Consider the following 22,818-nt stretch of genomic DNA (forward strand, 5'->3'; position numbering starts at 1 on the left):
CCTCTCCCCGCAAGCGGGGCGAGGTGAAGGCCAGATCTCACTGCGCGCAGAAATAGCTCGACGCCTCCGTCACCGACCCCGCCTTGTAGTGCGGCCAGGCCGGCCAGCGGCACAGCGGCAGCGCGCGGACGACAGGGAACGCGGGCGCTTCGACCTTCTGCTCGGCCACTTCGAGGTCGCCCGGCGCCTGGTCCTTTTCGACCCAGTCGACCAGCACGCTCAGCATGTCGACATTGGCCGGCGCGCCGGAACCGACATGGTCGACGCCGGGCGCCGTGTAGAGCCTTGCGAACAACTCCGTCGTCGCCGAGCCCATCAGGCGCTCAACGCTCTCGAAATAACGGATGCCGGCATAGGGACTCTGGGCATAGTCGGCCATGTGCTCAAGGATGATCAGCTTGCCCTTGCGCTCGCGAAAGCGACTGAGGTCGGGATTGGTCGAGTCCATGAGGTTCGAGACCTCGAGTATCCGCGCCTTGTGCTCCTCCACCTTGTAGGTGGGGACGTCGAGCTTGGGATCGCGCGCGAACACGTATTGAATGCCGCCAGCGCCGTAGATCCAGGCGATGCCGTTGTTGGGCGCAGGCGGCTGTGCCGGCGGCGCGGTGCCGAGCCACCACGCGACCCAGCCGCCGGTCGGACCGATCGCGGGCGTGTCTTCGCCCGAGACGCCCCAGCCCGGATAGTCGTCGAGGCCGTTGGCGAGCGCGAACGGGAATTTGTAGGTCGCATGCAGCGTGTCGATCGCCTTGATCTGCGCATCGGTCAAGCACTGATCGCCCGTCTTCCCGCTGGCGCAGCGCAGCGTCCCGACCTTGAACGCCGCCTTGCAGGTGACGGGATCCTGCACCAGTGCATCGTTGGAGCCGTCGGCCTTGTCGCAAGCCGCCCGCACGGCATCGCCGACCAGCTTCACCTGCGCCGGATTGATCCAGCCGTCGCCCATGGTCACGAGGCCCGAACGCGTGCCAGCATGCTGCAAGCCGACCCAGTTGATGACGGGCACGCGGGCAAAGATCCCGTCGAAATCATCAGGGTAGCGCTGCGCCATGGTCAGGCCTTCGCGGCCGCCCTCGGACGAGCCCATGAAGTACATCTTCTCGGGCTTCTTGCCGTAGGCGCGCTGCATCAGCGCGACGGCAACGTCGCGAACCTTCTTGTAGGCGCGATGGGCGAAGTTCTCGAACGCTTCGTCATTGAGCGCGAACAATTGCGGCGGCTCGCCCGGCTTGGATTCGTGGCCGGAATCGGTGCCGTAGGTGACGAAGCCGCGCGCGAGCGGCGACGGCTTGTCGAACGGATAGGCCGGCGGCAGCGCAAGACCGGTGATCAGCACGCCGTTGAAGCCGCCGCCGCCATATTGCACCGACCGCCCGTTCCATTCGACGGGAAGGTTGACCTGGAATTTGATCGGCGGCGCCTTGGGATCGACGGGATCGATGTGGCCGAGCACCTTGCAGAAGCCGGGATTAGCCGGCGTGATGCGCCCCGACGGTGTCGGGCCGCGCTCGGCAACGGCGAGTTGCGATGGCGCCTGCAACGTCGCGGAATCGATCTTCACGGCGTCAGCGCCGCCGACGAGCCCCTTGCAGATCGTGTCGGCATCCTCCGCCAGCATCACCGCCGACGCGCTGCTCGCGCTCATTGCGGCCGCCGCGCCCACGAGCCATGCACAGAGCTTCGCTCTCTTTCGCGTCATCGTTTCCACCCGGCGTTCGCTGTTTGTTGGATTTTGGTCAGTTGGCCGCATTGAATGCAACCTTCAACGTTCCGTCAATCGCTCACGTTCGCATTTTGATCAGAACGATCCCAACACACTGCCCAGCACGATCACGACCACCAGCGCCAGCAGCGACGTCACGATGCCGACCATCACAATGTCGAAATAGCTGTCACGGTGCGTCAGGCCGCAGATCGCGAGCAGGCTGACCACCGCGCCATTGTGCGGCAGGATGTCAAGCGTCCCCGAGCCGATCACCGCGACGCGATGCATCAGCGAGAGGTCGATCCCGGTGCGTGCGGCGAGCTCGACATAGGTCGGGCCGAGCGCTTCGAGCGCTATGGTCAGCCCGCCTGATGCCGAACCGGTCAGCGCCGCCAGGACGTTGGTCGCGACGGCGAGCGAGACCAGCGGTCCGCCCTCGATCGCCAGCACCCAGTCGCGCACGATCGTGAACGCCGGCAGCGAGGCGACGACTGCGCCGAATCCGACGAGGCTGGCGACGCTGAACGCAGGCAGCACCGACGCATTGGCCCCGGCGTCCATGGTCCGGCGAAGCGCCGGCAGGCGGGCCCGGTTCAGCGCGATGGTCGTGACGATGGCCGCCGCCAGCGCCACCGCGACCGACCACACGCCCGCGACGGCCGCGAGCGACGTTTCGCCAAAACGCTGCTCGGCGAGATAGCTGACATCGAGCCGCGGCAGCACCACGAGCGACATCACCAGATTCACGGTGACGACGACGGCCAGCGGCGCGATGGCGTTCGGCACGGGCGAAGGCCGGTCGCTGCGATGACCGTGTTGCAGTTCAGCCGGATCGAACTCGCGCGCGGTCGTTGCGCGCTCGCGCACGAGTTCGTCGGCGGCAGCCTGCTCGATCAAGCCGTCGGCATCGTCGCCATAGCCTTCTCCGGCGCGGCGGGCTGCTGCCTCGGCGCGATGCAGCCACCACAATCCTGTCACGAGCATGATGAGGGAGGCAATGATGCCGAGGCCCGGCGCGGCGAACGGCGTCGTCCCGAAGAACGGCATCGGGATCGCATTCTGGATCGACGGCGTGCCTGGCAGGGCCGACATCGTGAAGGTCGACGTTCCCAGCACGATCGCGGCCGGGATCAAACGACGCGGAATCGAAGCCGCGCGAAACAGCGAACGGGCCATGGGAACGATGACGAAGAACGCGACGAACAGGCTGACGCCGCCATAGGTGACCAGCGCGCCGGCGAGAACGACCGCCAGGATCACGCGCCGCTCGCCAAGGCGCTCCGCCATAAAGCCGGCGACCGACGTCACCGCGCCGCTGTCATCCATCAACTTGCCGAAGACAGCGCCAAGCAGAAAGATCGGGAAGAACTGCGCCAGAAATCCCGCCGCATTCACCATGAACACCTGGGTCAGGTTCGCAAGCAACGGTTCGCCGCCGAACAGAGCAGCAACGAGCGCCGCGAACGGCGCGAGCAGAAGCACGCTCCAGCCGCGAAAGGCAAACAGGACAAGCAGGCCGAGCCCGACGAGAAGGCCGAGAAGACCCATGTCTCAGCACTCCGTCAGCAGGACATCGAGATCAGCGGTCGATTGCCGGCCGATGTCGGCACCATGCTCGGCGAGAAACGCGTCCGCGGCCATGCGCCCCTCGGCGCGCAGCATCGAGACGAATTCCCATTCCGCGTTGAGTTTCGAGGACGCGCCGAACTTCGTCAGCATGTCGCTCTTGATCCGGTGCGTCCGCATCTTCGCCCAGCGCGCGCCCTCGCCGCTGCCGGGGTCGGCCGCCTGGCGCAGCAGCGCGATCATGCGCAGTTCCTTCATCAGCGGCGAGTTGAACGAGATCTCGTTCAGCCTGTTGAGGATTTCAGCCGCTGTCCGCGGTACCTCCGGCCGCTCGGTCGGATTGATCTGGACGAGGATGGTATCGTGCGCGTCGCTCTCGCGAACCAGCGGCGTGATTGTCGGGTTGCCGGCGAAGCCGCCGTCCCAATAGGGCTCGCCGTCGATCTCGATGGCACGGAACATGGTCGGCAGGCAGGCCGATGCCAGCAGCACATCCGCCGTGATCTCCGCGTTGCGGAAGATACGGCCGCGTCCGGTGCGCACCCGCGTCGCGGTGATGAACAGTTGGATCGGCGAGCGCACGAGGCGTTCGAAATCAATGCTCTCGGCCAGCACTGCGCGCAGCGGGTTGTAGCCGGTTGGATTGAGGTCGTAGGGCGACAACACGCGCGACATCAGATCGGTGAGGATGTAGAAGGGCGACGTATCGAGGGTCCAGCGCCCCATCAGCCGGTCGAGCGGCGAGCGTTGGAGCGGACTGAAGGCCGCGGCCCTGGAGACGCGGCGCCAGTATTGTTCGAGCGCATCACGTGCGCCCTCGGCGCCGCCGGCCGCCCAGCCGTCCGCCAGGACCGCCGCATTCATCGCGCCTGCGGAGGTTCCGGAGATCGCGGCGATCGTGAGCCATCTCTCTTCCAGAAGACGGTCGAGCACGCCCCAGGAGAAGGCGCCGTGCGAACCGCCACCCTGCAGCGCGAGGTCAATCAGTACGACGTCCCGTTCCATGGCGGCACCGACGCAACTGAAGCTCAAATTCGACGCGATTTGTAACGCGCCGAAGATGGCGGCAGTTTAGAGAGCCATGGCCGTAGAATGCAACCGGAACGTGGGCGATCTAGTGCTCGAATACCAGCCTTGCGCCGACCGTGCCGTCGAGGGCGCGGATCTGCTGGAGCAGCGTGGCCGAATCCTGACCGGCGAGATCGGCGTCGAGCACGACGTAGCCGAGGTCGCCGGCGGTCTCCAGATATTGCGCGGCGATGTTGATGTCGCGCTGGAGGAAAACCTCGTTCAGCCGCCGCAGCATGCCCGGCACGTTGCGATGGACATGGCTGAAGCGCGCGCCCGAGGGACGCAGATGCAGCTGCACCTCCGGGAAGTTCACCGCGCCCATCGTCGAGCCGGTGATGAAATAGTCGACCAGCTTGCGCGCGACCTCGCCGCCGATGCGCTCCTGCGCCTCTTCGGTCGAGCCGCCGATATGTGGGGTGAGGATGACGTTGTCGAGGCCCTGCACCGGGCTCTTGAAACGATCGGAGTTCGAGGACGGCTCGACCGGAAACACGTCGATGGCGGCCCCTGCGATGTGACCGTCGCGTAAGGCGCCTGCGAGCGCATCGAGATCGACCACGGTGCCGCGGCTGTTGTTGATCAGGAACGAGCCCGGCTTCATCGCCCGCAGTTCCTTCTCCCCGATCATGCCTGATGTCTCCGGCGTCTCCGGCACGTGCAGACTGACGATGTCGCTCTGCGCCAGCAGCTCTTCGAGCTTCTCGACCGGCTCGGTGTTGCCGTGGCGGAGCTTGTCGGTGCGGTCGTAATAGATCACGCGCATGCCCATGGCCTCGGCCAAGGTCGAGAGTTGCGAGCCGATATTGCCGTAGCCGATGATGCCGAGGGTGCGGCCGCGCACCTCGCGGCTGCCGGCCGCGGACTTGTCCCAGCCGCCGTCATGGGCCGAGACCGAGCGTGGAAAGATCTGCCGCAGCAGCATCACGATCTCGCCGATGACGAGCTCGGCGACGCTGCGCGTGTTGGAGAACGGCGCGTTGAAGACCGGAATACCGCGCTTGCGCGCCGCCAGCAGATCGACCTGGTTGGTGCCGACGCTGAAGCAGCCGACCGCAAGGAGCTGATCGGCGGCCGCCAGCACGTCGTCGGTAATCTGGGTGCGCGAGCGGATGCCGAGCAGCGACACGCCCTTGAGCGCCTGGCGCAGCGCCTCGCCGTCCAGGGCCTTGGTCAGACGCTCGACATTGGTGAAGCCCGCGCTCCGGAACAGGTCCACGGCACTGTCATTGACGCCTTCGAGCAGCAGCGCCTTCGCGCTCCGCTCAGGGCTTTGGCCTGGGGCTGGCATAGAATCTCCATGAATGGCGGCTTTGCCGCAGCTCATAAACCGCGGACGAGGCGCAGCACAATAGGGTTTGGATACGGGGAGAAGATGGCGGGGCGGGCGGGTGTGCTTGGCATCCCACCAGCCCCGGCATCCCAGCACACACAATAGCCGCCCCGTCATCCTGAGGTGCAAGTGGCGCGATGCTTGGCAGCGCGCCGGGAGCCTCGAAGGATGAACGGCCCAGATGCAGCCGGGCCGTCGCCCTTCGAGGGCCGCTGAAGAAGCGGCCACCTCAGGGTGACGGTATCCAGAATCAAATCACATAAAACCCGTGCGTCCCGTCGAGCCGGAGCTGCTCGACCAATCCATATTCCCAATCGAGGTAGGCCTGCATCGCACCTTCGGCGACATCGGTCCCCTCATAGGGACGGCGGTAGCGATGCGCCGGATCCGGCTTCGGCAGCACGAGCGGCGGACCGACCTCCAGCGCACCGTCATAGCCGCTCTCGAGCACGTAGACCTCCCAGCCCATCTGCGCGAGCCAGGACGCCGTCATGTCGGCGCGCACGCCCTTGTCGTCGGTCAACAGAATGCGTGCGCCGCGCACCGGTGCGGCCATGTCGGTCTCCTGGACGAGCTGACCGCCCGGATAGTGACGGAAGCCCGGAAGGTGGCCAGCCGCATAGTCCTCCGCATCTCGCACGTCGAAGCGGTAGAGCGTGCGATCGGTCTGCGCGAGCAGAGCAGCCATCTCGCTCGCGCCGATGTGGCGGACGCCGGCGCGATAGGCGACGTCGCGGGCATTGGCCGGACCGCCTTCGAACGGTCCGATCGCCCCGCGCCGGTCGGCGCCATGGTTGAGCGCATGCCGTGCCAGCGTCCAGCCGATGGTGCCGTTGCGCAGCGCGCGGACCTTGTTGGGCACGCCGGCATTGATCAGCGACTGGGTGCCGATGATCGAGCGCGTCCGCCCGGCACAATTGACGATGATGGTGGTGTCGGGATCGGGCGCGGCTTGGCCTGCCCGCAGCACCAGCTCCGCGCCGGGCACGCTGACCGAGCCCGGAATGTTCATGGTCGCATATTCGTCGAAGCGGCGGACGTCGAGGATGGCGATGTTGGCCTTGTCCGCGATAAGCTTGGCGACCTCGTCAGCACTGAATGACGGCGTGTGCCGGCGCGCCTCGACCAGCTCGCCGAACGCTTTCGAATAGGAGTTGACGTCCTCGAACACCTGATAGCCCGCATCGCGCCAGGCCTTCAGCCCGCCATCGAGCGCGCGGACATTGCTGTAGCCGAGCGCAGTCAGGCGTTCTGCTCCGGCCGCGACCAGCCCCTCACCGTCATCATAGAGCACGACCGGCACGTCCTTGCGCGGCAGCCTCACCTCGGCTTCGACCGCAATCCGGTTCGCGGCCATGTTGGCAGCGAACAAGGGATGACCGGTGGCGAACGCGGCCTCGTATCTGAGATCGAGCAGCGCGATCTCCTCGCGCAGCAGCAGCGCGCGGCGGATATCGGCGGGGGTGACGGTCGGGATCGTCATCGGACATGCAGCCTTCGAAGTTTGAACAGGGCGCTTTTGGCCGATTGCGGACCGCTTGACCAGCCCGACGGGGGCATGCCCTTCCGCTCTGCGGCGTGCAATCCCGTGGAGCTGCTGAAAAGAAGCATGTTGTCCGAGGGCGCGGGGCGGGTAAAGCTCCGATTCGTGCGTGGGGGGAGGGGCAGCATGCGAACCATAAAATTCCTGGTGGTGTTTCTGGTGCTTCCGGGTGCGGCCATGGCCGCGCTGACCAATGCGGAGCGCAAGTCCCAATTCGAGCGGGCGATGGCCTCGATCATAGCAGCGACGACGCCGACCGTGTTCGGCTTCGTCCGCGACACGCTGATCAAGGACTACGTCGCCTGCAAACCCAACAAGGGGCAGGCCGTGGAGCTCATCAGCGCGAGCTATTTTCGGTCCTGTGAGCACGAGGACGCGTCGGCCACCGGCGAGCGCTCACTGGAAGCGTGCCAGTTGCGCTATGGCAAGCCGTGCGCCCTGCTGGCGGTGAACGAGGAGATCGTCGCGGAAGGTGAACTGACAGCGCGGGACATGCCGCGCCTGCATTATGCGGGCAAGTATGATCTGTCCCAGATTCCGATCATCCGGCGGGTGACGCGACAGCGCCCCGACGTGCAGAATTACGACAAGGCCATGGAGCCGAAAGCGATGGCCATCCACCCCTGGGGGAAGCTGTTCATCTCGGCGGGCGATGCGAGCTTGAAAGATGCCCAGGCCTCCGCACTTGCAAAATGCAACAGCGATCCCACGCGAAATGGCCGGGATGGCGGCTGCTTTGTCTATGCCGTCAACAACGACGTCATCATTGGTGAACGGCACATGCAGCCGAAGTGACGTGTCGATATCGTGACTCGATCCAGGCGGATTTGAAGAGCGGCTTGTCGGATCACTCGCCCGGAACGAGGCGCCCGAGCGGCGGTTGCGCAGGGCGCCGCAGCTTGCGGCGCGACAAATAGAGCAGGATGCCGGTGACCGAGAACAGCGGCATCAGGGCTGCGGCAATCATGAACGCGAGCTTGCCGGGCCAGCCGAGGACCGCGCCGCGATGGATGTCGAGCACGTTGGCGATGGTCTTCTCGCCGAACGTCTTGTCGGCGTAACGCTCCGCCGAGACCAGTTGACCGGTGACGGCATCGACGCGGAATTCGTCGCGCGTCGTATCGAGCGTGGAGTCCTTCCCCCACGACCTGATCCGGATCGCCGTGCCCGGGCCGGCCGGCAGCGTCAGCAAGGCCCTGGCGAAGCGGTCACCCTCCTCGCGCCGGAACGTCGCCCAGGCACGGTCGAATCCGATCGGCTGGGCGGGCTCGGAAGCGGCCGCCACGCGCGGCGCCTTTGCGGGCATCTTGGGCTGCATTTTCGCGGCGACGACCTCCGGGCGCGACAGCAGCCAGACGACTCCGTCCTTGTACCAGTCGAACGAATACCACAGTCCGGTGAGCGTCATCACCAGATAGATCGGCAGGACCCAGGTGCCGATGACGGCATGCAGCGACCGGTGCAGCCCGCGGCCGCTGAGCCCGAGATTCGGCTTAAGCCACATCTTCACGCTGCCGGCACGGCGTGGCCAGCGCAACACGAGGCCCGAGACCAGCATGACGATCAGGCCGAGCGCGGCGACACCGGTGATCTGGCGCCCCCAGCCCTTGGCATCGCCGGGGATGAGCAGCCAGCGATGCAACCTGCGAACGGTCGCGAAAAACTCTTCGCCGCGCGGCGAGCCCAGCACGCGCGCGTCATAGGGGTCGACATAGAGTGAAGCCGGCCGCCCACCCTGCTCGTCGCGGCCGAAGCGGACACGCACCGCCGCGGCCGGATCGCTCGATAGCGTGAGAGCCGAGACCTTGCCGAAATCCTGCGCCGCCTTCAGCGGCGCGACCAACTCGTCCGGCATCAGCGGCGGCGCGGTCCGCGGTGCGACCTGCATGATGCCGGAGTTGAGATGGTCGACGAGCTCGTCCTCGAAACTCATGATCGCGCCGGTCAGCGCGAGCACGGCAAGCAGCAGCGCGAGCACGAGGCCCGCGATGGAGTGGACCTGGAGCAGGACGGCCTTGATCGCGCGGCCAGGCTCACGCATCGGCATGGCCCCTTCCGGTCGGCGCCGCCTGCGATTCCCGATCCGTGCGTGGCGCGCGCACGGCTAGAACTTCACCGTCGCCGACAGCGAGAAGCGCCGCGCGTCACCGATCGCGACGTTCAAGGCGCTCGCGGTGGTGGAGGTATAGTAGAGCTTGTCGAACAGGTTCTTGACGTTGAACTGGTAGGTCACCGGCAGGTTGTCGATTTTCGTGTCGTAGGTCGCAAAGACGTCCGCGACGGTATATGCCGGCAGAAAGAAGTTGTTGGCGGAGTCGCCGGGCCGGTCGCCGACATAGTGCGCGCCGCCGCCGAGCCGCAGCCGTCCCGGAAGCGCGTCGCCGAAATCGTAGACGAGATAGAGCGAAGCCGTGTTCATCGCGGCGTTCAGCAGCTTGGCGTTGCCGTTGACGGGATCGTTGATCAGGCGTGCGTCGGTATAGCCGTAACTACCGATCATGCTCCAATGGTCCGTCAGCTTGCCCGTCACGTCCAACTCAACGCCGCGCGACCGAGCCTTCGCAGACGTCCGTATTGCGATGTTGTTGTTGCCGAGATCATCCCGCACCAACACGTTCTTCTTCTCGATGTCGTAGACCGCCAGGGTGCCCGACAGCCGCTTGTTGACGTCGAACTTCAGGCCGGTCTCCCATTGGGTTCCCTCTTCGGGCGCAATGGTGGAGTCGACGACGAAGCCGACGGGAGCACCGGTGAAAAGCGCAATCGTCGAGGTCGGCTTCAGCGACTGCGTGTAGCTCACATAATACGAGAGCTGATCGTTCAGCTTGAAGATGACGCCGCCGAGCGGCAGCACCTTGTCGCCCGCCAGATTGGTGTTCGTGACGAAGACAGGCCGGCCCTTTCCGGCGAGTTGCTCGTATTCCATCCAGCGCACGCCGCCAACCACGGACAGCCAGTTGGTCAGATGGAACGTGTCCTGGGCGAAGAAGCCGCGGGTGCCGAGCTTGTCGGTCTGCTCGCTGTCAATCGGCGAAACAGTCGTACCCGGTGTGATCAGCCCGTAGACCGGGTTGTAGAAATTGAAGTTCGGGGTCGCCTGGCGAATCAGGTCGTGGCGATCGATCGTGCGATACAACGCCTCGCCACCGAACAGGATCTCGTTGCGGAAGCCGCCGACCCAGACGTCACCCTGCAGATAGGAGGTGCCGTAGCTGGCGTTGCTCAGCGAGTCGTGGGTACCGTCGTTGCTGCGGGTCTCGACGCCGGTCTTGGCGTTGACGCCGGTGATGCGAAGCTGATTGGCGCTGAAGGTCTCGGTGTTGTAGCTGTAGGCCGCCGTGACCTTCCAATTGTCGTCGAGCTTCTGCTCGACCGAGCCCTGCACGAGGTCGGAGGTGCCCCACATGTTGTTGAAGGGCTCGTCGAGCCGGCGCGTCTTCGGGATCGCCAGCGGAGCGCCGTTGACGAAGGCCGTGCCGCGGTCGAACGGGGAGATGAACTCGCGGTGCTCATAGGTGAGTTGGATCGTCGTGGTGTCGCCGTACCAGGCAAGCGACGGGTTCACCAGCATTTCCCTGTGGCGGCCGAAATTGCGCCAATAGTCCTCGCTGACCCCGTAGCCGATGAAGCGATAGGCGAGACCGCCGTCGCCGATCGGACCGGTGATGTCGAGCGTGCCGTCGGCACCGCTCCGATTGTTCGCATAGGTCGAGCCGAGCAGCGTGACCGAGCCGTGCTGGTAGAGCTCTGGACGTTTGCTGATGGTGTTGACGATGCCGCCGGGATCCATGATGCCATAGAGCAGCGAGGCCGGTCCCTTCAGCACCTCGACGCTCTCGACCGCGGCGTTCAGGCTGCGGCCCTGCACCAGCGGCATGCCGTTGCGCATGATCGAGCCGTCGCGGTTGTCGCCGAAGCCGCGGCGGATCACGGCGTCCTGGGTGCCGGCGAGCGTGTTGGTCTGGGTGATCCCGCTGATGTTGACCAGCGCATCGTCGATGTTGCGCGGCAACTGGTCCTTCAGGACCTGGGCGGGCACGACGTTGACGGTCTGCGAGGTGTCGAGCGGCGATGCGCCCGAACGCAGCGTGGTCGCGCTCGGCATCGCACGGTAGCCGAGCTTGGCGGCTTGCTGCGCGGCGGCCTCCGCGGCGGCGCGCTCCGATGGCGTCGGCGCTGCCGGCGCGGCATTACGATTGCGCTGGCGCGCGGCGGCCTGGGTGCGGCGTGACGACTGCTCCGATGCGCGCGCCGGTTTCGGCCGCTGCGCCGGCGCTTCCACCGTCACCGCTGGCAGCGCCGATTGCGCCTGTGCGGTCGTCGTGTTGGAGGGGCATTCGGCGAGCAGCACGGCTGCTCCGATGAGAAGACCAGCACGTCCCCGGCCGGCACGAATTCGATGACCGCTGACGCGGTCATCCAGATGAGCACGCACTTTCGATTCACTTCCAAGTCAGACACAGCATTGCAGCTGGCGCGTCTAACAGCCGTTGCAGGTGAAGAGAACCGTAGGCGGAATTGAATCGCTCTAGTGTTGAATGGTTCTAAGCGCGGATCAATGCGAACCAGCAATCATGGATTGTTCTCGCGCCGATCGCGACACGCTGCGCGCGAAATTCGCGGCGGCGTGTCGCGACATTGCGGGATTTCATGCGATGGCAGGGCTCGTCAGCTCGTCGAGCTTCCGCTTGAGCGCGGTGCCGTCGGACAAGGCCCGCAGCGGCGGACGCACGCGCAGCCACGCTGCATCGCCGGTCTGCGCGGCGAGAATGGCCTTCAGCGTTGCGAGGAAGGATGGCGTCTTCACCACGATGTCGATCGCGGCTTGCATGCGTGCTTCGACATCCTTGCCGTCGATCATCGCCTTGACCAGCTCCGGCGCGATGTTGGCCATGCCGCAGATGGTGCCGGCACCGCCGGCGGCGATGGCGCGGGCGATGTCGGCTTCGTTGCCGACGGTGATGGCAAGCTCGGGCGCGGCGGCGCGGAACGCCTGGAACTGCTTGAAGTCGCCGCTGGAGTCTTTCAGACCCGCAACCACCTTGCCGTAGCGCTTGCGCAGGCTCGCAGCGACAGTGGTCGGGATCGCAACGCCTGAGATCTGCGGGATGTGATAGAGATAGGCACGCAGGCGATCGTCGGCAACGCCGTCGATGATCGCGGCGAAGGCATCCTCGATACCCTCGGGCGTGACGCTGCGGTCGAAGTAAGGCGGCAACAGCAGCACATGGCGCAGGCCGAGGCCGAGCACGGCGCGCGTCAACGCGATGCTGTCGCTGATGGCGGGGAAGCCGCCGCCGATTCCGATGCGCTCCGGCGCGACGCCGGCCTTGAGCATGGCCTCGATGGTCGCGACGCGTTCGGCGACGTTGAACGAGGTGCCTTCGCCCGTGGTGCCGAACAGCACGACGCCGTCGACGCCTTTGCTGAAGAGCTGCTTGGCGTGGGCGGCGAGCCGGCCGTGATCCACACCGCCGTCGGTCGCCAGCGGCGTCGCCGACGCCACCCAGAACCCGCGAATCGCCTCCGTCATCACACCACCCTTTGCTGCGGTCTCGGACTAAGCCACTGATCCCTAATGATCTTCTGCGCTTAGCGAAGCCTCGTTTTTGCTTTACTTTTCACCTTGTACCTTACATACAAGATGGACGCAAATCCCCATCGCAGCAGACGCGCGACAGACGCGGCCGGATTTTGAGGAGGCCTTGCATGGACATGGTGACCCCCGTGGAGCGTCCCGACCAATTGCTCGCCGCCTTGCGCGACAAGCTCGGCGGCGCCGCCGTGCTGATCGGCGCTGACGTGCCGGCGCGCAATTGCAACGACTGGAGCGCGAGCCTGCCGCAAACGCCGCGTGCGGTGATCCGTCCGCTCGATGCGCAGGGCGTTGCCGAAGCGATCGCCACCTGCCGGCAGGCGCATCTGCCGTTCGTGCCGCAGGGCGGACTGACCGGGCTGTGCCGCGGCGCCTCGCCTGAAGCAGGCTGGGTCGCGATCTCGCTGGAGCGCATGACCGGCATCGAGGAGATCGATCGCGCGTCCGCGACGATGACGGTGAAGGCGGGCACGCCGCTGGAGACGATCCAGAAGGCCGCGGATGAGGCCGGCTTCTTCTTTCCGCTCGACCTCGGCTCGCGCGGCTCCTGCGCGATCGGCGGCAATCTCTCCACCAATGCCGGCGGCAATCGCGTGATCCGCTACGGCATGACGCGCGAGCTGGTGCTCGGTCTCGAAGTGGTGCTGCCGGATGGCACCATCATCACCAATCTCAACAAGCTGATGAAGAACAATGCGGGCTACGACCTGAAGCATCTCTTCATCGGCTCGGAAGGCACGCTCGGGATCATCACCCGCGTGGTGCTGAAGCTGTTCCCGAAGCCGCGTTCGACCATGGCCGCGCTGTGCGCCTTGAAGGACTATGCCGCGGTGATCGCGCTGCTCGATGCTGCGCGCAGCGGGCTCGGCCCGCTGCTATCGGCGTTCGAGGTGATGTGGCCGGATTACTGGGACGTGATCACGACGCGCGCCGGCGTGAAACCGCCGGTCGCCGCGGGTCACGGCCTCTACGTGCTGGTGGAGGCGCAAGGCACCGACGAGAGCCTGGATGCGCCGCGCTTCCAGGCCTGGCTCGAAGAGCTGATGGAGCGCGGGCTGCTGGCCGATGCCGCGGTGGCGCAATCGCTGGCGCAGACGCAAGCCTTCTGGCGGGTGCGCGACATCTGCGCCGAGTTCGGCCAGGTGCTGGGCCCGCACATCTCCTACGACATCGGACTTGCCGTGGCGCGGATGGACGAGTTCGTCACGCGCTGCAAGGCCGCGCTCGCCGACGGCATCAAGGGCTGCGAGAGCGTCTATTACGGCCATATCGGCGACGGCAATCTGCACCTCGTGTCCTGGGTCACGGGCCTCACGGTCGCGCAACAGCCGAAGGAAGAGATGGACACGGTCATCTACGGTCTCGTGCGCGAGATGGGCGGCAGCGTCTCCGCCGAGCACGGCATCGGCACGCTGAAGAAGAAGTGGCTTGGTCATGCCAGGAGCGAGGCCGAGATCGCGCTGATGCGGACGCTGAAGGCCGCGCTCGATCCCGATCATCTGCTCAATCCCGGCAAGGTGATCTGAGAGAGCAATGCGATCGCTCAAGCTCGATACGCCAAAATCGCTGTCGCAGCGGGTGTTGCAGCGGCTGCGGCAGGCGATCATCGACGGCGAGTTCGCGCTCGGCGCTGCGATCTCCGAGGAGATGGTGGCGAATTCCTTCGGCGTCAGCCGGACGCCGGTACGCGAGGCGATGGGCCAGTTGCAGGCGCAGGGGCTCGTGGTGATCCGCCCGCAGGTCGGCAGTTTTGTCTTCACCCCGAGCGACGAGGACATCGCTGCGCTCTGCACCTTCAGGATCGCGCTCGAGCCCAAGGCCGCCGAGCTCGCCTTCCGTCACGATCGCGACGGTGCCGTCGCGACGATGAGCGCCGCGATCGCAGCGATGGAGCCGGCGATTGCGGCACGCGACAACATCGCCTATGGCCGCGCCGATGCCGCTTTTCACGAGGCGCTGTTCGCCCATTGCGGCAACCGCTACCTCGTCGAATCCTACCAGCTCGTCTCCGGCCGCGTCGCCGCGCTGCGCACCAACCTGACCTCGCCGATCGACGTGCGGACCCGCTCGTCCTTCGACGAGCACCGCAAGCTGCTGGATCTGTTCGCGCGCGGCGAGTTTGCGGCGTTCGAAGCGCTGATGACCACGCACATCACCAATTCGGGCGTGGTCTACGCCAAGGCCTTGAAAGTCGAGGCGCTGAAAGTGGATTGAGCGATTCTATCGCCCGTCCTCCGGACCCGGCCTGTCCAGGAAATCCAGCGCGGTGTTGATCTGCTCGAGCTGATGCTCGATCCTGTCGCGGTCCTCGACGGTTTGCACCATCTCGAGTTCCTCTACGAGCTTCTGCTTCCGCGCCAGCAAGTTCTCTATGACCGTACTCACAAGTCCCCCATCACCCCGAAGCGAGCAGCAAGGCAAAAATCCGGTTGCGGGCACTGGCGCCGGGATGGTCCGAGGCGCGCGCGAGCAGAGCTCGCGCCGGTGCCTTCATCAGAATGTTCGCGGGGGCGGTTGGTTCCCGCAAATGAACCGCAACGCGGGGCCTACGTAACTGGCGGCGCAAGCTGACCGCGATCAGAGGCTTCCGCGCGCGATTGGCGTTGCCGAATTGCGCGCCACGCGGGAACCGGAATCGGCGAAGACGGGCCGTTGATCGGTTGTATTCGCGCCTCCGGAGTCCTATGCGTAGGCCCCATGGACATCCAGATCATCACTGCCGAAAAGCCCCTGATGGCCCAGGCCCGCCCGCGCAAGCCGGCGCCGTTCCTGCCCATGAGCCGCACCGAGATGGACGCGCTCGGCTGGGATGCCTGCGACATCGTGCTGGTGACCGGGGACGCCTATGTCGATCATCCGAGTTTCGGCATGGCGATCATCGGCCGCCTGCTGGAGGCGCAGGGTTTCCGGGTCGGCATCATCGCGCAGCCGGACTGGCACTCGGCCGAGCCGTTCAAGGTGTTAGGCAAGCCAAAGGTCTTTTTCGGCGTCACCGGCGGCAACATGGACTCCATGGTGAACCGCTACACCGCGGACCGCCGCCTGCGCCATGACGACGCCTATACGGCCGGCGGCGAAGGCGGCAAGCGGCCGGACCGCTGCACCATCGTCTACGCCCAGCGCTGCCGCGAGGCGTTCAAGGACGTGCCGGTCGTGCTCGGCGGCATCGAGGCATCGCTGCGCCGGATCGCGCATTACGACTACTGGTCCGACAAGGTGCGCCGCTCGGTGCTGGCCGACGCCAAGGCGGACCTGCTGCTCTACGGCAATGCCGAGCGCGCCGTCGTCGAGGTGGCCAATCGTCTTGCCGCCGGCGAAGCGCCGCGCGAGCTCGACGACATCAGGGGCGTCGCGCTGTTCCGCCGCGTGCCCGAAGATTACAGCGAACTGCACGCCGACGATCTCGATTCCGCCGATGAGGGCGCAACGCGCCAGAAGGGCGCCACCGTCATCCGTCTGCCGGCGCTGGAGCAGGTCGAGCAGGACCGCGAGGCCTACGCCAGGGCTTCGCGCGTGCTGCACCGGGAGAGCAATCCCGGCAATGCGCGGCCGCTGGTGCAGCGTCATGGCGACCGCGACCTGTGGCTGAACCCGCCGCCGATCCCGCTGACCAGCGACGAGATGGACGCGGTCTACGACCTGCCCTATGCGCGCGCCCCGCATCCGTCCTACGGCGACGCCAAGATCCCGGCGTGGGACATGATCAAATTCTCGGTGACGATCATGCGCGGCTGCTTCGGCGGCTGCACCTTCTGCTCGATCACCGAGCATGAGGGCCGCATCATCCAGAACCGCTCGGAAGGCTCGATCCTGCGCGAGATCGAGAAGATCCGCGACAAGACGCCGGGCTTCACCGGCGTGATCTCCGACATCGGCGGCCCCACCGCCAACATGTACCGGATGGCGTGCAAGGACCCCAAGGTCGAAGCCGCGTGCCGGCGGCCGTCCTGCGTCTTCCCGGAGATCTGCCCGAACCTCAACACCTCGCATGACGATCTGATCCGGCTCTATCGCAAGGTGCGCGAGACCAAGGGCATCAAGAAGGTGATGGTCGCCTCCGGCGTGCGCTACGACCTCGCGGTGGAGAGCCCGGAATACATCAAGGAGCTCGTCACCCATCACGTCGGCGGCTATCTCAAGATCGCGCCCGAACATACCGAGCGCGGCCCGCTCGACAAGATGATGAAGCCGGGCATCGGCGCCTACAACAAGTTCAAGCGGATGTTCGATGAAGCGGCCGAGCAGGCCGGCAAGAAATACTATCTGATCCCGTACTTCATCGCGGCGCATCCGGGCACGACCGATGAGGATATGATGAACCTCGCGCTGTGGCTCAAGAAGAACCGCTACCGCGCCGATCAGGTGCAGACCTTCCTGCCCTCGCCGATGGCGACTGCAACGGCGATGTACCACACCGGCGTCAATCCGCTGCGCGGCGTGCGGCGCGGCGGCAGCGACAAGGTCGAGGCGATCAAGGGCCTGCGGCAGCGCCGCCTGCACAAGGCCTTCCTGCGCTATCACGACCCCGACAACTGGCCGGTGCTGCGCGAGGCGCTGAAGGAGATGGGCCGCGCCGACCTGATCGGCTCGCAGCCCCACCAGCTCGTCCCCGCGCACCAGCCCCCCGGCACCGGCAAGGCCGCCGGCACGCGGCGGCCGGTGCGGCCGGGCGGCAAGACGCAGCGGTTCACGACCAAGGGTCTGCGGGTGATGAAGTAGGCAAGAGCCGGATGAGATCCGGTTCAGCCTGCGGCTGTCGTGCCTCCAAAACAAAAAAGTCGAAAACAACCCCATGCACAGTAGACGGCATGAGCGGGATCAATAGCTTACGCGCTTTGCGCCGACGTTGACCCGTCGGGCAAAACAGGAGCAGGATGGCATGATCGCGGCGTGTGGGATCGGCGAGCCCCCGGCGCTACTCAGTATCGATATCCTCAAGCTTCACACCGCGTCCCGCGCGCAGACTATTCCGTGCCTGTTCGAGCCGCCGCCAAGCGCCGGAACGACTGTCGCGAATGAACCCTTGCTGCGACCAAGATCCACCCAGAGATATTCGAGCTTGGCTGTCCAGTTTCCGCTGATCACGCCCTGAGCGCCCGCGACAACCGCATAACCGACGCGAAGGTCGGTGTTGGAGAATGCGGCGGCTGCGGCACCGATGGTCTCCGTGGTCTTCGCACCGCCCTTGAATCAGTACTTGTGAATCAGTACTTGGCGACCACTGGTCCGGGCGTGAACTGGTAATTGAAGCCAGCCCGCAGGACATGATCGTGGAACTTGACTGTTGTCTCGTTGACAGTCCCACCGAAGTAGGTGGCCGACGCCAGATCGAGATAGAGGTATTCGAGTTTTGCTGACCAGTTGCGGTTGAATTTCTTTTCGATGCCGGCCCCTGCGGTCCAGCCCCAGCGAGTCTGGCTCTCAGAGACCGCCGCCCCGACAACCGTAACCGGCGCTCCGACGGGCGCGTTGTTACCATCGAACAGTTGCGCGGTCAGCGTCGCCTGAGTTCCGAACTTGACCTCTCCGACCGCCAGACCCCCGGTCGCATAGAGCAGCAGGCTGGGATCGGCCAAAAGTCCGGCGCGACCGCGGAAGGTTGCAAACCACGGAAAATCAGTGCTGCTGTTGGCAGTGCCGGTGATGGCAGCCGAACTGATCCTGACCGCTGCCAGCGTGTCAATCGAACGGCCGCGCTCGCCGGTTCCTTGAATATCGGCCTCGACACCCAGGACCCATTTCGGATCGACCTGCCAGTTGTAGCCGATCTGACCGCCGCCAAGCCCCCCATCAACGTTCTGTCCGATGCTCACAGCAAGTGGGGTGGTCGCCAGGACCGTGGCGTTGGAGCGGCCCCAACTATAGCCGCCGTTGAACCCCGCATAAAACCCCGTCCAATTAAAACCGGGATCGACCATCGGCGGCGCCTTGACGTAGGGCCTCGGCGCCAGGTCAGCAGCCATCGCGCCCGTTGCAAGCAGCGACACCGCCGCTGCCACTCCAATCACAATCCGGTTCATCGAAAACCCCTCAGCACGAATTCCTGAAAGCCGTTAGTCTGGTGCCGCCTCACCACTGATACCGTGCGATGCCCTTGCCGGCGTAGCTGCGGGTGACGTTCGAGAATTCACCTTCGAAGGTGCCGGACAGCGAGATACCGTTCAGCCATTTCAGCTCGGCAGCGCCGGTGAGCAGCGCGGCATCGTGCGCGGAGGCCGCGCCGTTCACCACGAAGCTCGCGCCCGGCAGGGTCTGGAAGGTGGCCGAAATCGCGCGATCCGGATTGAAATCGTGCGCCCACGCGGCACGGCCGCGCAGCGTGAGAACGGCCGTCTCCAGCGCATAGGAGCGATCGGTGCGCAGGCCGAGCTCGCTGCGCGTAGCGGTGACGTCCCTGCCCGCATAATTCAGCGCGAAGGTGTTGGCGCCGGAGATCGCCTGCTCGCCATAGCCCGGCAGGTACAGGCTCGTGAACTGCGCCGCCGCATACGGCGTGATCCCCATCCACGGCGTGACGTAACGATAACCGCCTTCGACGCGGCCCGACAGCGCGTTGGCATTGAACCGGGCCCGCAGATGATCGTTGCCTGCGATGGTCACCGTGCGATCCGTCGTGACGTCCTGCCAGCCATAGGCGAGCGCACCGGCAACATAGGCATTGCCCATGGTGTGGCGGGCATACGCGCCGGCCTGGAACAGGTCGGAGCTTCCGCCGCCGAGCCCGTTGGCCACGCTGAAACTGGTGCCGCCGCCGCCGAGCGCGAAGCCGACCACCGTGTTCGGCGACAGCTGATAATCGGCGCCCGCGGCCACGCCGGCGATGCGGCTGGTTGCGGTGTTCGAGCCGACCACCGCATTGCCGTCAGTGGTCTGCGAGCCGCCATAGCCGGCCGCCCACACGTTCCAGCGCTGTGCGAACAAACCTCCGCGCGCCTTGTCGATCGCCGCATAGGCGTCGCGACCCGCGCTCGCGCGCGTGGCCGCGCCGTCCTCGGCATAGCGCGAAACGCCGCCCGCCGGCGCGTCCGTGGCGTTCCGGTTGCCGAAGAACGGATCGAGCATCGCGTTGAGGAACTGGCCCATGGCACTGAAGGTGCCTTGCTGCGTGCCGGTGGCGGCTTCGCCGGAGGCCTGCGTCAGTCCGTTGAGGAGGTTCTGGCCGGTCGCGTTGAACAGCTTGTTGAAGCCGGTCGTCATCGAGCCACCCCCGATCAGACCGTTGTCGATCGCCGCGGCGACACTCTTCTGGTTAATGTTGGCGAAGCCGGGCAACGACGGCGACAGCAGGCCGGCATCGAGCGTCAGCAGCACGTTGTTGCCCGAATAGCTCACCCGCGCGTTGCGCGCGTAGGCCGAGTTGGTCATCGAGACAGATCCGAACGTCCCGATCGTGTTCGCCGATGTGAGGATGGTGTAGGTCGTGGTCGCCGAGACGCGGCCGGTCAGGTTCACCGCGACTATGCCGGCGAGCTGCGCCGCGCCGAACACCACGGTCTGGCTGGCAGATGCGCCAGAGACCTGGACCATGTAGGTCGCGGCGGAGGTCAGCACCAGATTGCCCTGCACGGTGAGCGTGCCGACCGAGTTGCTGCCCGGCGCCAGCATGCCGTCCGCATTCACCGTGGTGTCGCCGACGGTGCCGATGCCGCCCAGCGTGCCGCCGGTGTTCACAGTGGCGGTGGAGCTCGCGATCGAGCCGTTCACCAACAGCGTGCCGCCGTTCACGGTGGTCGGCCCGGTATAGGTGTTGTTTCCGGTCAGGATCGTGGTGCCCGACAATTGGTTGACGGCGCCGTTGCCGACGATATCAGGCGCGAAAACATAATTCGCCGAGGCATGATTGAAATTGATCGCGCCAGTGCCGGCGCCGAACTGAACCGCGGCTGCCGTCAATGTGCCAGGCGCCGCCGCCGCCGAGCCCGGCGCCGCACCGATGTTGAGATTGCCGATGGAGCCAGCCTGATTCGCGATCACGACCTGGCCATTGGCGGAGACCGCGCCGCCATTGGCGATCGTCAACGAGCCCGTGCCCGCGTCACCGATCCGAAGAAACGCCTGATTGATCCAGGACGATCCCGCGCCGTCGACGGTGACGCTGCCGTTTGAGCCGCCGTTCTGTCCGATCACCGCGTTGATGTTGACCATGCTACCGCCATGCGCGACAGCGACCGAGCCGGTGGTATTGTAGCCGACAGAGAGGTTGCTGACTTGCCATGATGAGCCAGCGCCGTCGATCACGGCCGATCCGCCACGCGCGCCGGGACTCACGCCCATCACAGCAGTGTCGGTTGAGACTAGACCGCCGTTGGAGATCGTCAGCGTTCCCTTGCCGGCGCCCCCGAGCGCCATCACACCGGCGGTGATCCAGCTCGACCCGGCGCCGTCGACGAGCACTGAACCGGTCGAGCCGGATGCCGTGCCGACAGACGCGTTGGCGCTAGCGACAGTGCCGCCATTGGTGATGGTGAGTGTACCGGTTCCGGCGTCGCCGACGTGTAAGGTAGCGTTCGAGGTTAGGCCCAGAGCCGAGCCTGCTCCATCGACCAGAACACTGCCTGTTGCGCCGCCATTGGTACCGATAGTGATAGGCCCCGTGCTCGTCACGAGGCCGCCATTCCTGATCGCAACCGAGCCGGTGGTATTGTAGCCGACATCGAGGGTGTTGAGTGCCCATGACGACCCAGCGCCGTCGATCACGGCCGATCCGCCACGCGCGCCGGGACTCACGCCCATCACAGCAGTGCCGGTCGTCACTGTGCCGCCGTTGGAGATCGTCAGCGTTCCCTTGCCAGCGCCCCCGAGCGCCATCGTATTGGTGGTGGTCCAGCTCGATCCGGTGCCGTCGACGAGAATTGAACCGGTCTCGCCGGCCGCCGTGCCGACAGACGCGTTGACGTTAAAGACGGTGCCGCCATTGGTGATGGTGAGCGTACCGTTTCCGGACTGGCCGACAGATAAGGTAGCGGTCGAGTTCAGGCCCAGGGCCGAGCCTGCTCCATCGACCAGAACACTGCCTGTTGCGCCGGCATTGGCACCGATATTGATAGCCCCTGTGCTCGTCACGAGGCCGCCATGGGTGATCGTCAGCGCGCCGGTGCCGGAGTGGCCGACAGTCAGTCCGGAGCTGATGTCCCAGTTCGAGCCGGCGCCGTCGACGGAGACCGTGCCGGTGCTGTTTGCAAAAAATCCGAGATAGCCGAAGCCGCTGGTGGTGAGGCCGCCGCCGTTCGTGATCGCGAGATTGCCGTTGCCGGAGTTGCCGATGACAAGCTGCTGGGTGGCCGCCGCTCCGCCATTGATGACGGCCGTATTCGGCGTCGTCGTGTCGATGGTCGTGCTAATGTCGGCCGCGCTCGGCACTGACGGCGGACTCCCGCTCCAGTTTCCCGCGATGAACCAGTTGCTCGACGCGGTGCCGAGCCATTGCGGCGTGCCGGCATGGGCCGAGGGCGCCAACGCGGTGGCGGTCAGCGCAGTGGAGGCGACCAGCAGTGCCATCAGCGAGGCCGCGCGTGACGCAAAGCGGCTCCGCGCAAGAGCCCGGTCTATACCTGCCTTGGGGGTGAATGAAAGACGTGGGCCCTTCGGCATGCATGACCTCGTGCGAAACCAATATCAATCCCGGTGCGGACACCGGTCAGGCGATCAGTCCCGGTCACATTGCGGGACTGAATCGCGCTGAAACTGCGTCTGGCATCAGTGAGGTATGCGGTGTTTTCTGTCTTGGAACGCAGCGCCAATCGCTTCACCTTCAGCGCGCTGCGGCCGCGTCGGCGGCTGCCTGGTGCAGAACGGCCACGGGCGGTAGCGCCCACAAGATGGGACTTCACCGCAACTGCTGACTGAACCTGCGCGCATCACTCGCCGCCCGATAGCAGCGCGGTCGAAACGTCGAGACACCGGTTTCACCACGATTGGACTCCAGCGCCAGTCGTGTAGATTGACGCGATATCCGCTGATCCCGGCCTTTCACTTCGGCAGTCTCCGAATATGGTCGCTGTCGCAAG

The 22,818-nt window shown here is 65.6% G+C and carries 15 protein-coding genes; 4 read left to right on the forward strand and 11 right to left on the reverse strand.

Annotation, left to right across the window (positions count from 1 at the left end; all coding sequences use genetic code 11):
* Positions 1-37: 37 nt before the first annotated feature.
* The 5 genes from A3M7_RS0107970 to A3M7_RS0107990 all read right to left on the reverse strand — a co-directional run bounded on the left by A3M7_RS0107970 (position 38) and on the right by A3M7_RS0107990 (position 7,155).
* Positions 38-1,699 (reverse strand): tannase/feruloyl esterase family alpha/beta hydrolase, encoded by a 1,662-nt coding sequence (locus A3M7_RS0107970; RefSeq protein ID WP_027543462.1) that lies wholly within the window; start codon positions 1,697-1,699, stop codon positions 38-40.
* Positions 1,700-1,798: 99 nt separating this feature from the next.
* The gene (locus tag A3M7_RS0107975; protein WP_027543463.1) at positions 1,799-3,253 is read right to left on the reverse strand and encodes a GntP family permease; all 1,455 of its coding nucleotides are present in this window, start codon (positions 3,251-3,253) and stop codon (positions 1,799-1,801) included.
* Positions 3,254-3,256: 3 nt separating this feature from the next.
* Positions 3,257-4,276: a patatin-like phospholipase family protein gene (locus A3M7_RS0107980; protein ID WP_027543464.1), complete on the reverse strand. Its 1,020-nt coding sequence runs from the start codon at positions 4,274-4,276 to the stop codon at positions 3,257-3,259.
* A 109-nt stretch (positions 4,277-4,385) separates the two neighbouring features.
* Positions 4,386-5,630, reverse strand: a complete 1,245-nt coding sequence (gene serA / locus A3M7_RS0107985) for a phosphoglycerate dehydrogenase (RefSeq protein WP_027543465.1) — start codon at positions 5,628-5,630, stop codon at positions 4,386-4,388.
* A 292-nt stretch (positions 5,631-5,922) separates the two neighbouring features.
* A complete protein-coding gene (locus tag A3M7_RS0107990; RefSeq protein WP_027543466.1) occupies positions 5,923-7,155 on the reverse strand; it encodes a rhodanese-like domain-containing protein in 1,233 nt (410 codons plus the stop codon).
* A 105-nt stretch (positions 7,156-7,260) separates the two neighbouring features.
* Between A3M7_RS0107990 and A3M7_RS0107995 the strand changes: the two genes are divergently transcribed.
* Positions 7,261-8,010 carry a hypothetical protein gene (locus tag A3M7_RS0107995; RefSeq protein ID WP_198033716.1) on the forward strand — a complete coding sequence of 250 codons (750 nt, stop codon included), beginning with the start codon at positions 7,261-7,263 and terminating at the stop codon, positions 8,008-8,010.
* Positions 8,011-8,062: 52 nt separating this feature from the next.
* Here the strand turns inward: A3M7_RS0107995 and A3M7_RS0108000 are convergent, their stop codons facing one another.
* The 3 genes from A3M7_RS0108000 to A3M7_RS0108015 all read right to left on the reverse strand — a co-directional run bounded on the left by A3M7_RS0108000 (position 8,063) and on the right by A3M7_RS0108015 (position 12,748).
* Positions 8,063-9,256, reverse strand: coding sequence for a PepSY domain-containing protein (locus A3M7_RS0108000; RefSeq protein ID WP_027543468.1), 1,194 nt, complete (start codon positions 9,254-9,256; stop codon positions 8,063-8,065).
* Positions 9,257-9,319: 63 nt separating this feature from the next.
* On the reverse strand, positions 9,320-11,650 hold the full coding sequence (locus tag A3M7_RS0108005; RefSeq protein ID WP_027543469.1) for a TonB-dependent siderophore receptor: 2,331 nt from the start codon (positions 11,648-11,650) through the stop codon (positions 9,320-9,322).
* Positions 11,651-11,863: 213 nt separating this feature from the next.
* The gene (locus A3M7_RS0108015; protein ID WP_027543470.1) at positions 11,864-12,748 is read right to left on the reverse strand and encodes a dihydrodipicolinate synthase family protein; all 885 of its coding nucleotides are present in this window, start codon (positions 12,746-12,748) and stop codon (positions 11,864-11,866) included.
* A 176-nt stretch (positions 12,749-12,924) separates the two neighbouring features.
* Between A3M7_RS0108015 and A3M7_RS0108020 the strand changes: the two genes are divergently transcribed.
* Together A3M7_RS0108020 and A3M7_RS0108025 are read left to right on the forward strand one after the other, a co-directional pair.
* Positions 12,925-14,337 (forward strand): FAD-binding oxidoreductase, encoded by a 1,413-nt coding sequence (locus A3M7_RS0108020; protein WP_027543471.1) that lies wholly within the window; start codon positions 12,925-12,927, stop codon positions 14,335-14,337.
* A 7-nt stretch (positions 14,338-14,344) separates the two neighbouring features.
* A complete protein-coding gene (locus tag A3M7_RS0108025) occupies positions 14,345-15,025 on the forward strand; it encodes a GntR family transcriptional regulator (protein WP_027543472.1) in 681 nt (226 codons plus the stop codon).
* A 6-nt stretch (positions 15,026-15,031) separates the two neighbouring features.
* On the opposite strand, the gene A3M7_RS49595 is transcribed toward A3M7_RS0108025, so the two are convergent.
* Positions 15,032-15,196, reverse strand: a complete 165-nt coding sequence (locus A3M7_RS49595) for a hypothetical protein (protein ID WP_198033717.1) — start codon at positions 15,194-15,196, stop codon at positions 15,032-15,034.
* Positions 15,197-15,508: 312 nt separating this feature from the next.
* On the opposite strand from A3M7_RS49595, the gene A3M7_RS0108035 reads away from it, so the two are divergent.
* Entirely contained in the window at positions 15,509-17,530 is a 2,022-nt protein-coding gene (locus A3M7_RS0108035; RefSeq protein ID WP_027543473.1) for a YgiQ family radical SAM protein, read from the forward strand.
* A gap of 485 nt (positions 17,531-18,015) precedes the next feature.
* Here the strand turns inward: A3M7_RS0108035 and A3M7_RS0108045 are convergent, their stop codons facing one another.
* Positions 18,016-18,831, reverse strand: a complete 816-nt coding sequence (locus A3M7_RS0108045) for an outer membrane protein (RefSeq protein WP_027543475.1) — start codon at positions 18,829-18,831, stop codon at positions 18,016-18,018.
* Between the two features lie 49 nt (positions 18,832-18,880).
* Positions 18,881-22,309 (reverse strand): autotransporter domain-containing protein, encoded by a 3,429-nt coding sequence (locus A3M7_RS43785; RefSeq protein WP_049823254.1) that lies wholly within the window; start codon positions 22,307-22,309, stop codon positions 18,881-18,883.
* Between the last annotated feature and the right edge of the window lie 509 nt (positions 22,310-22,818).

This window comes from Bradyrhizobium sp. WSM2254, assembly GCF_000472645.1.
GTDB lineage: Bacteria > Pseudomonadota > Alphaproteobacteria > Rhizobiales > Xanthobacteraceae > Bradyrhizobium > Bradyrhizobium niftali.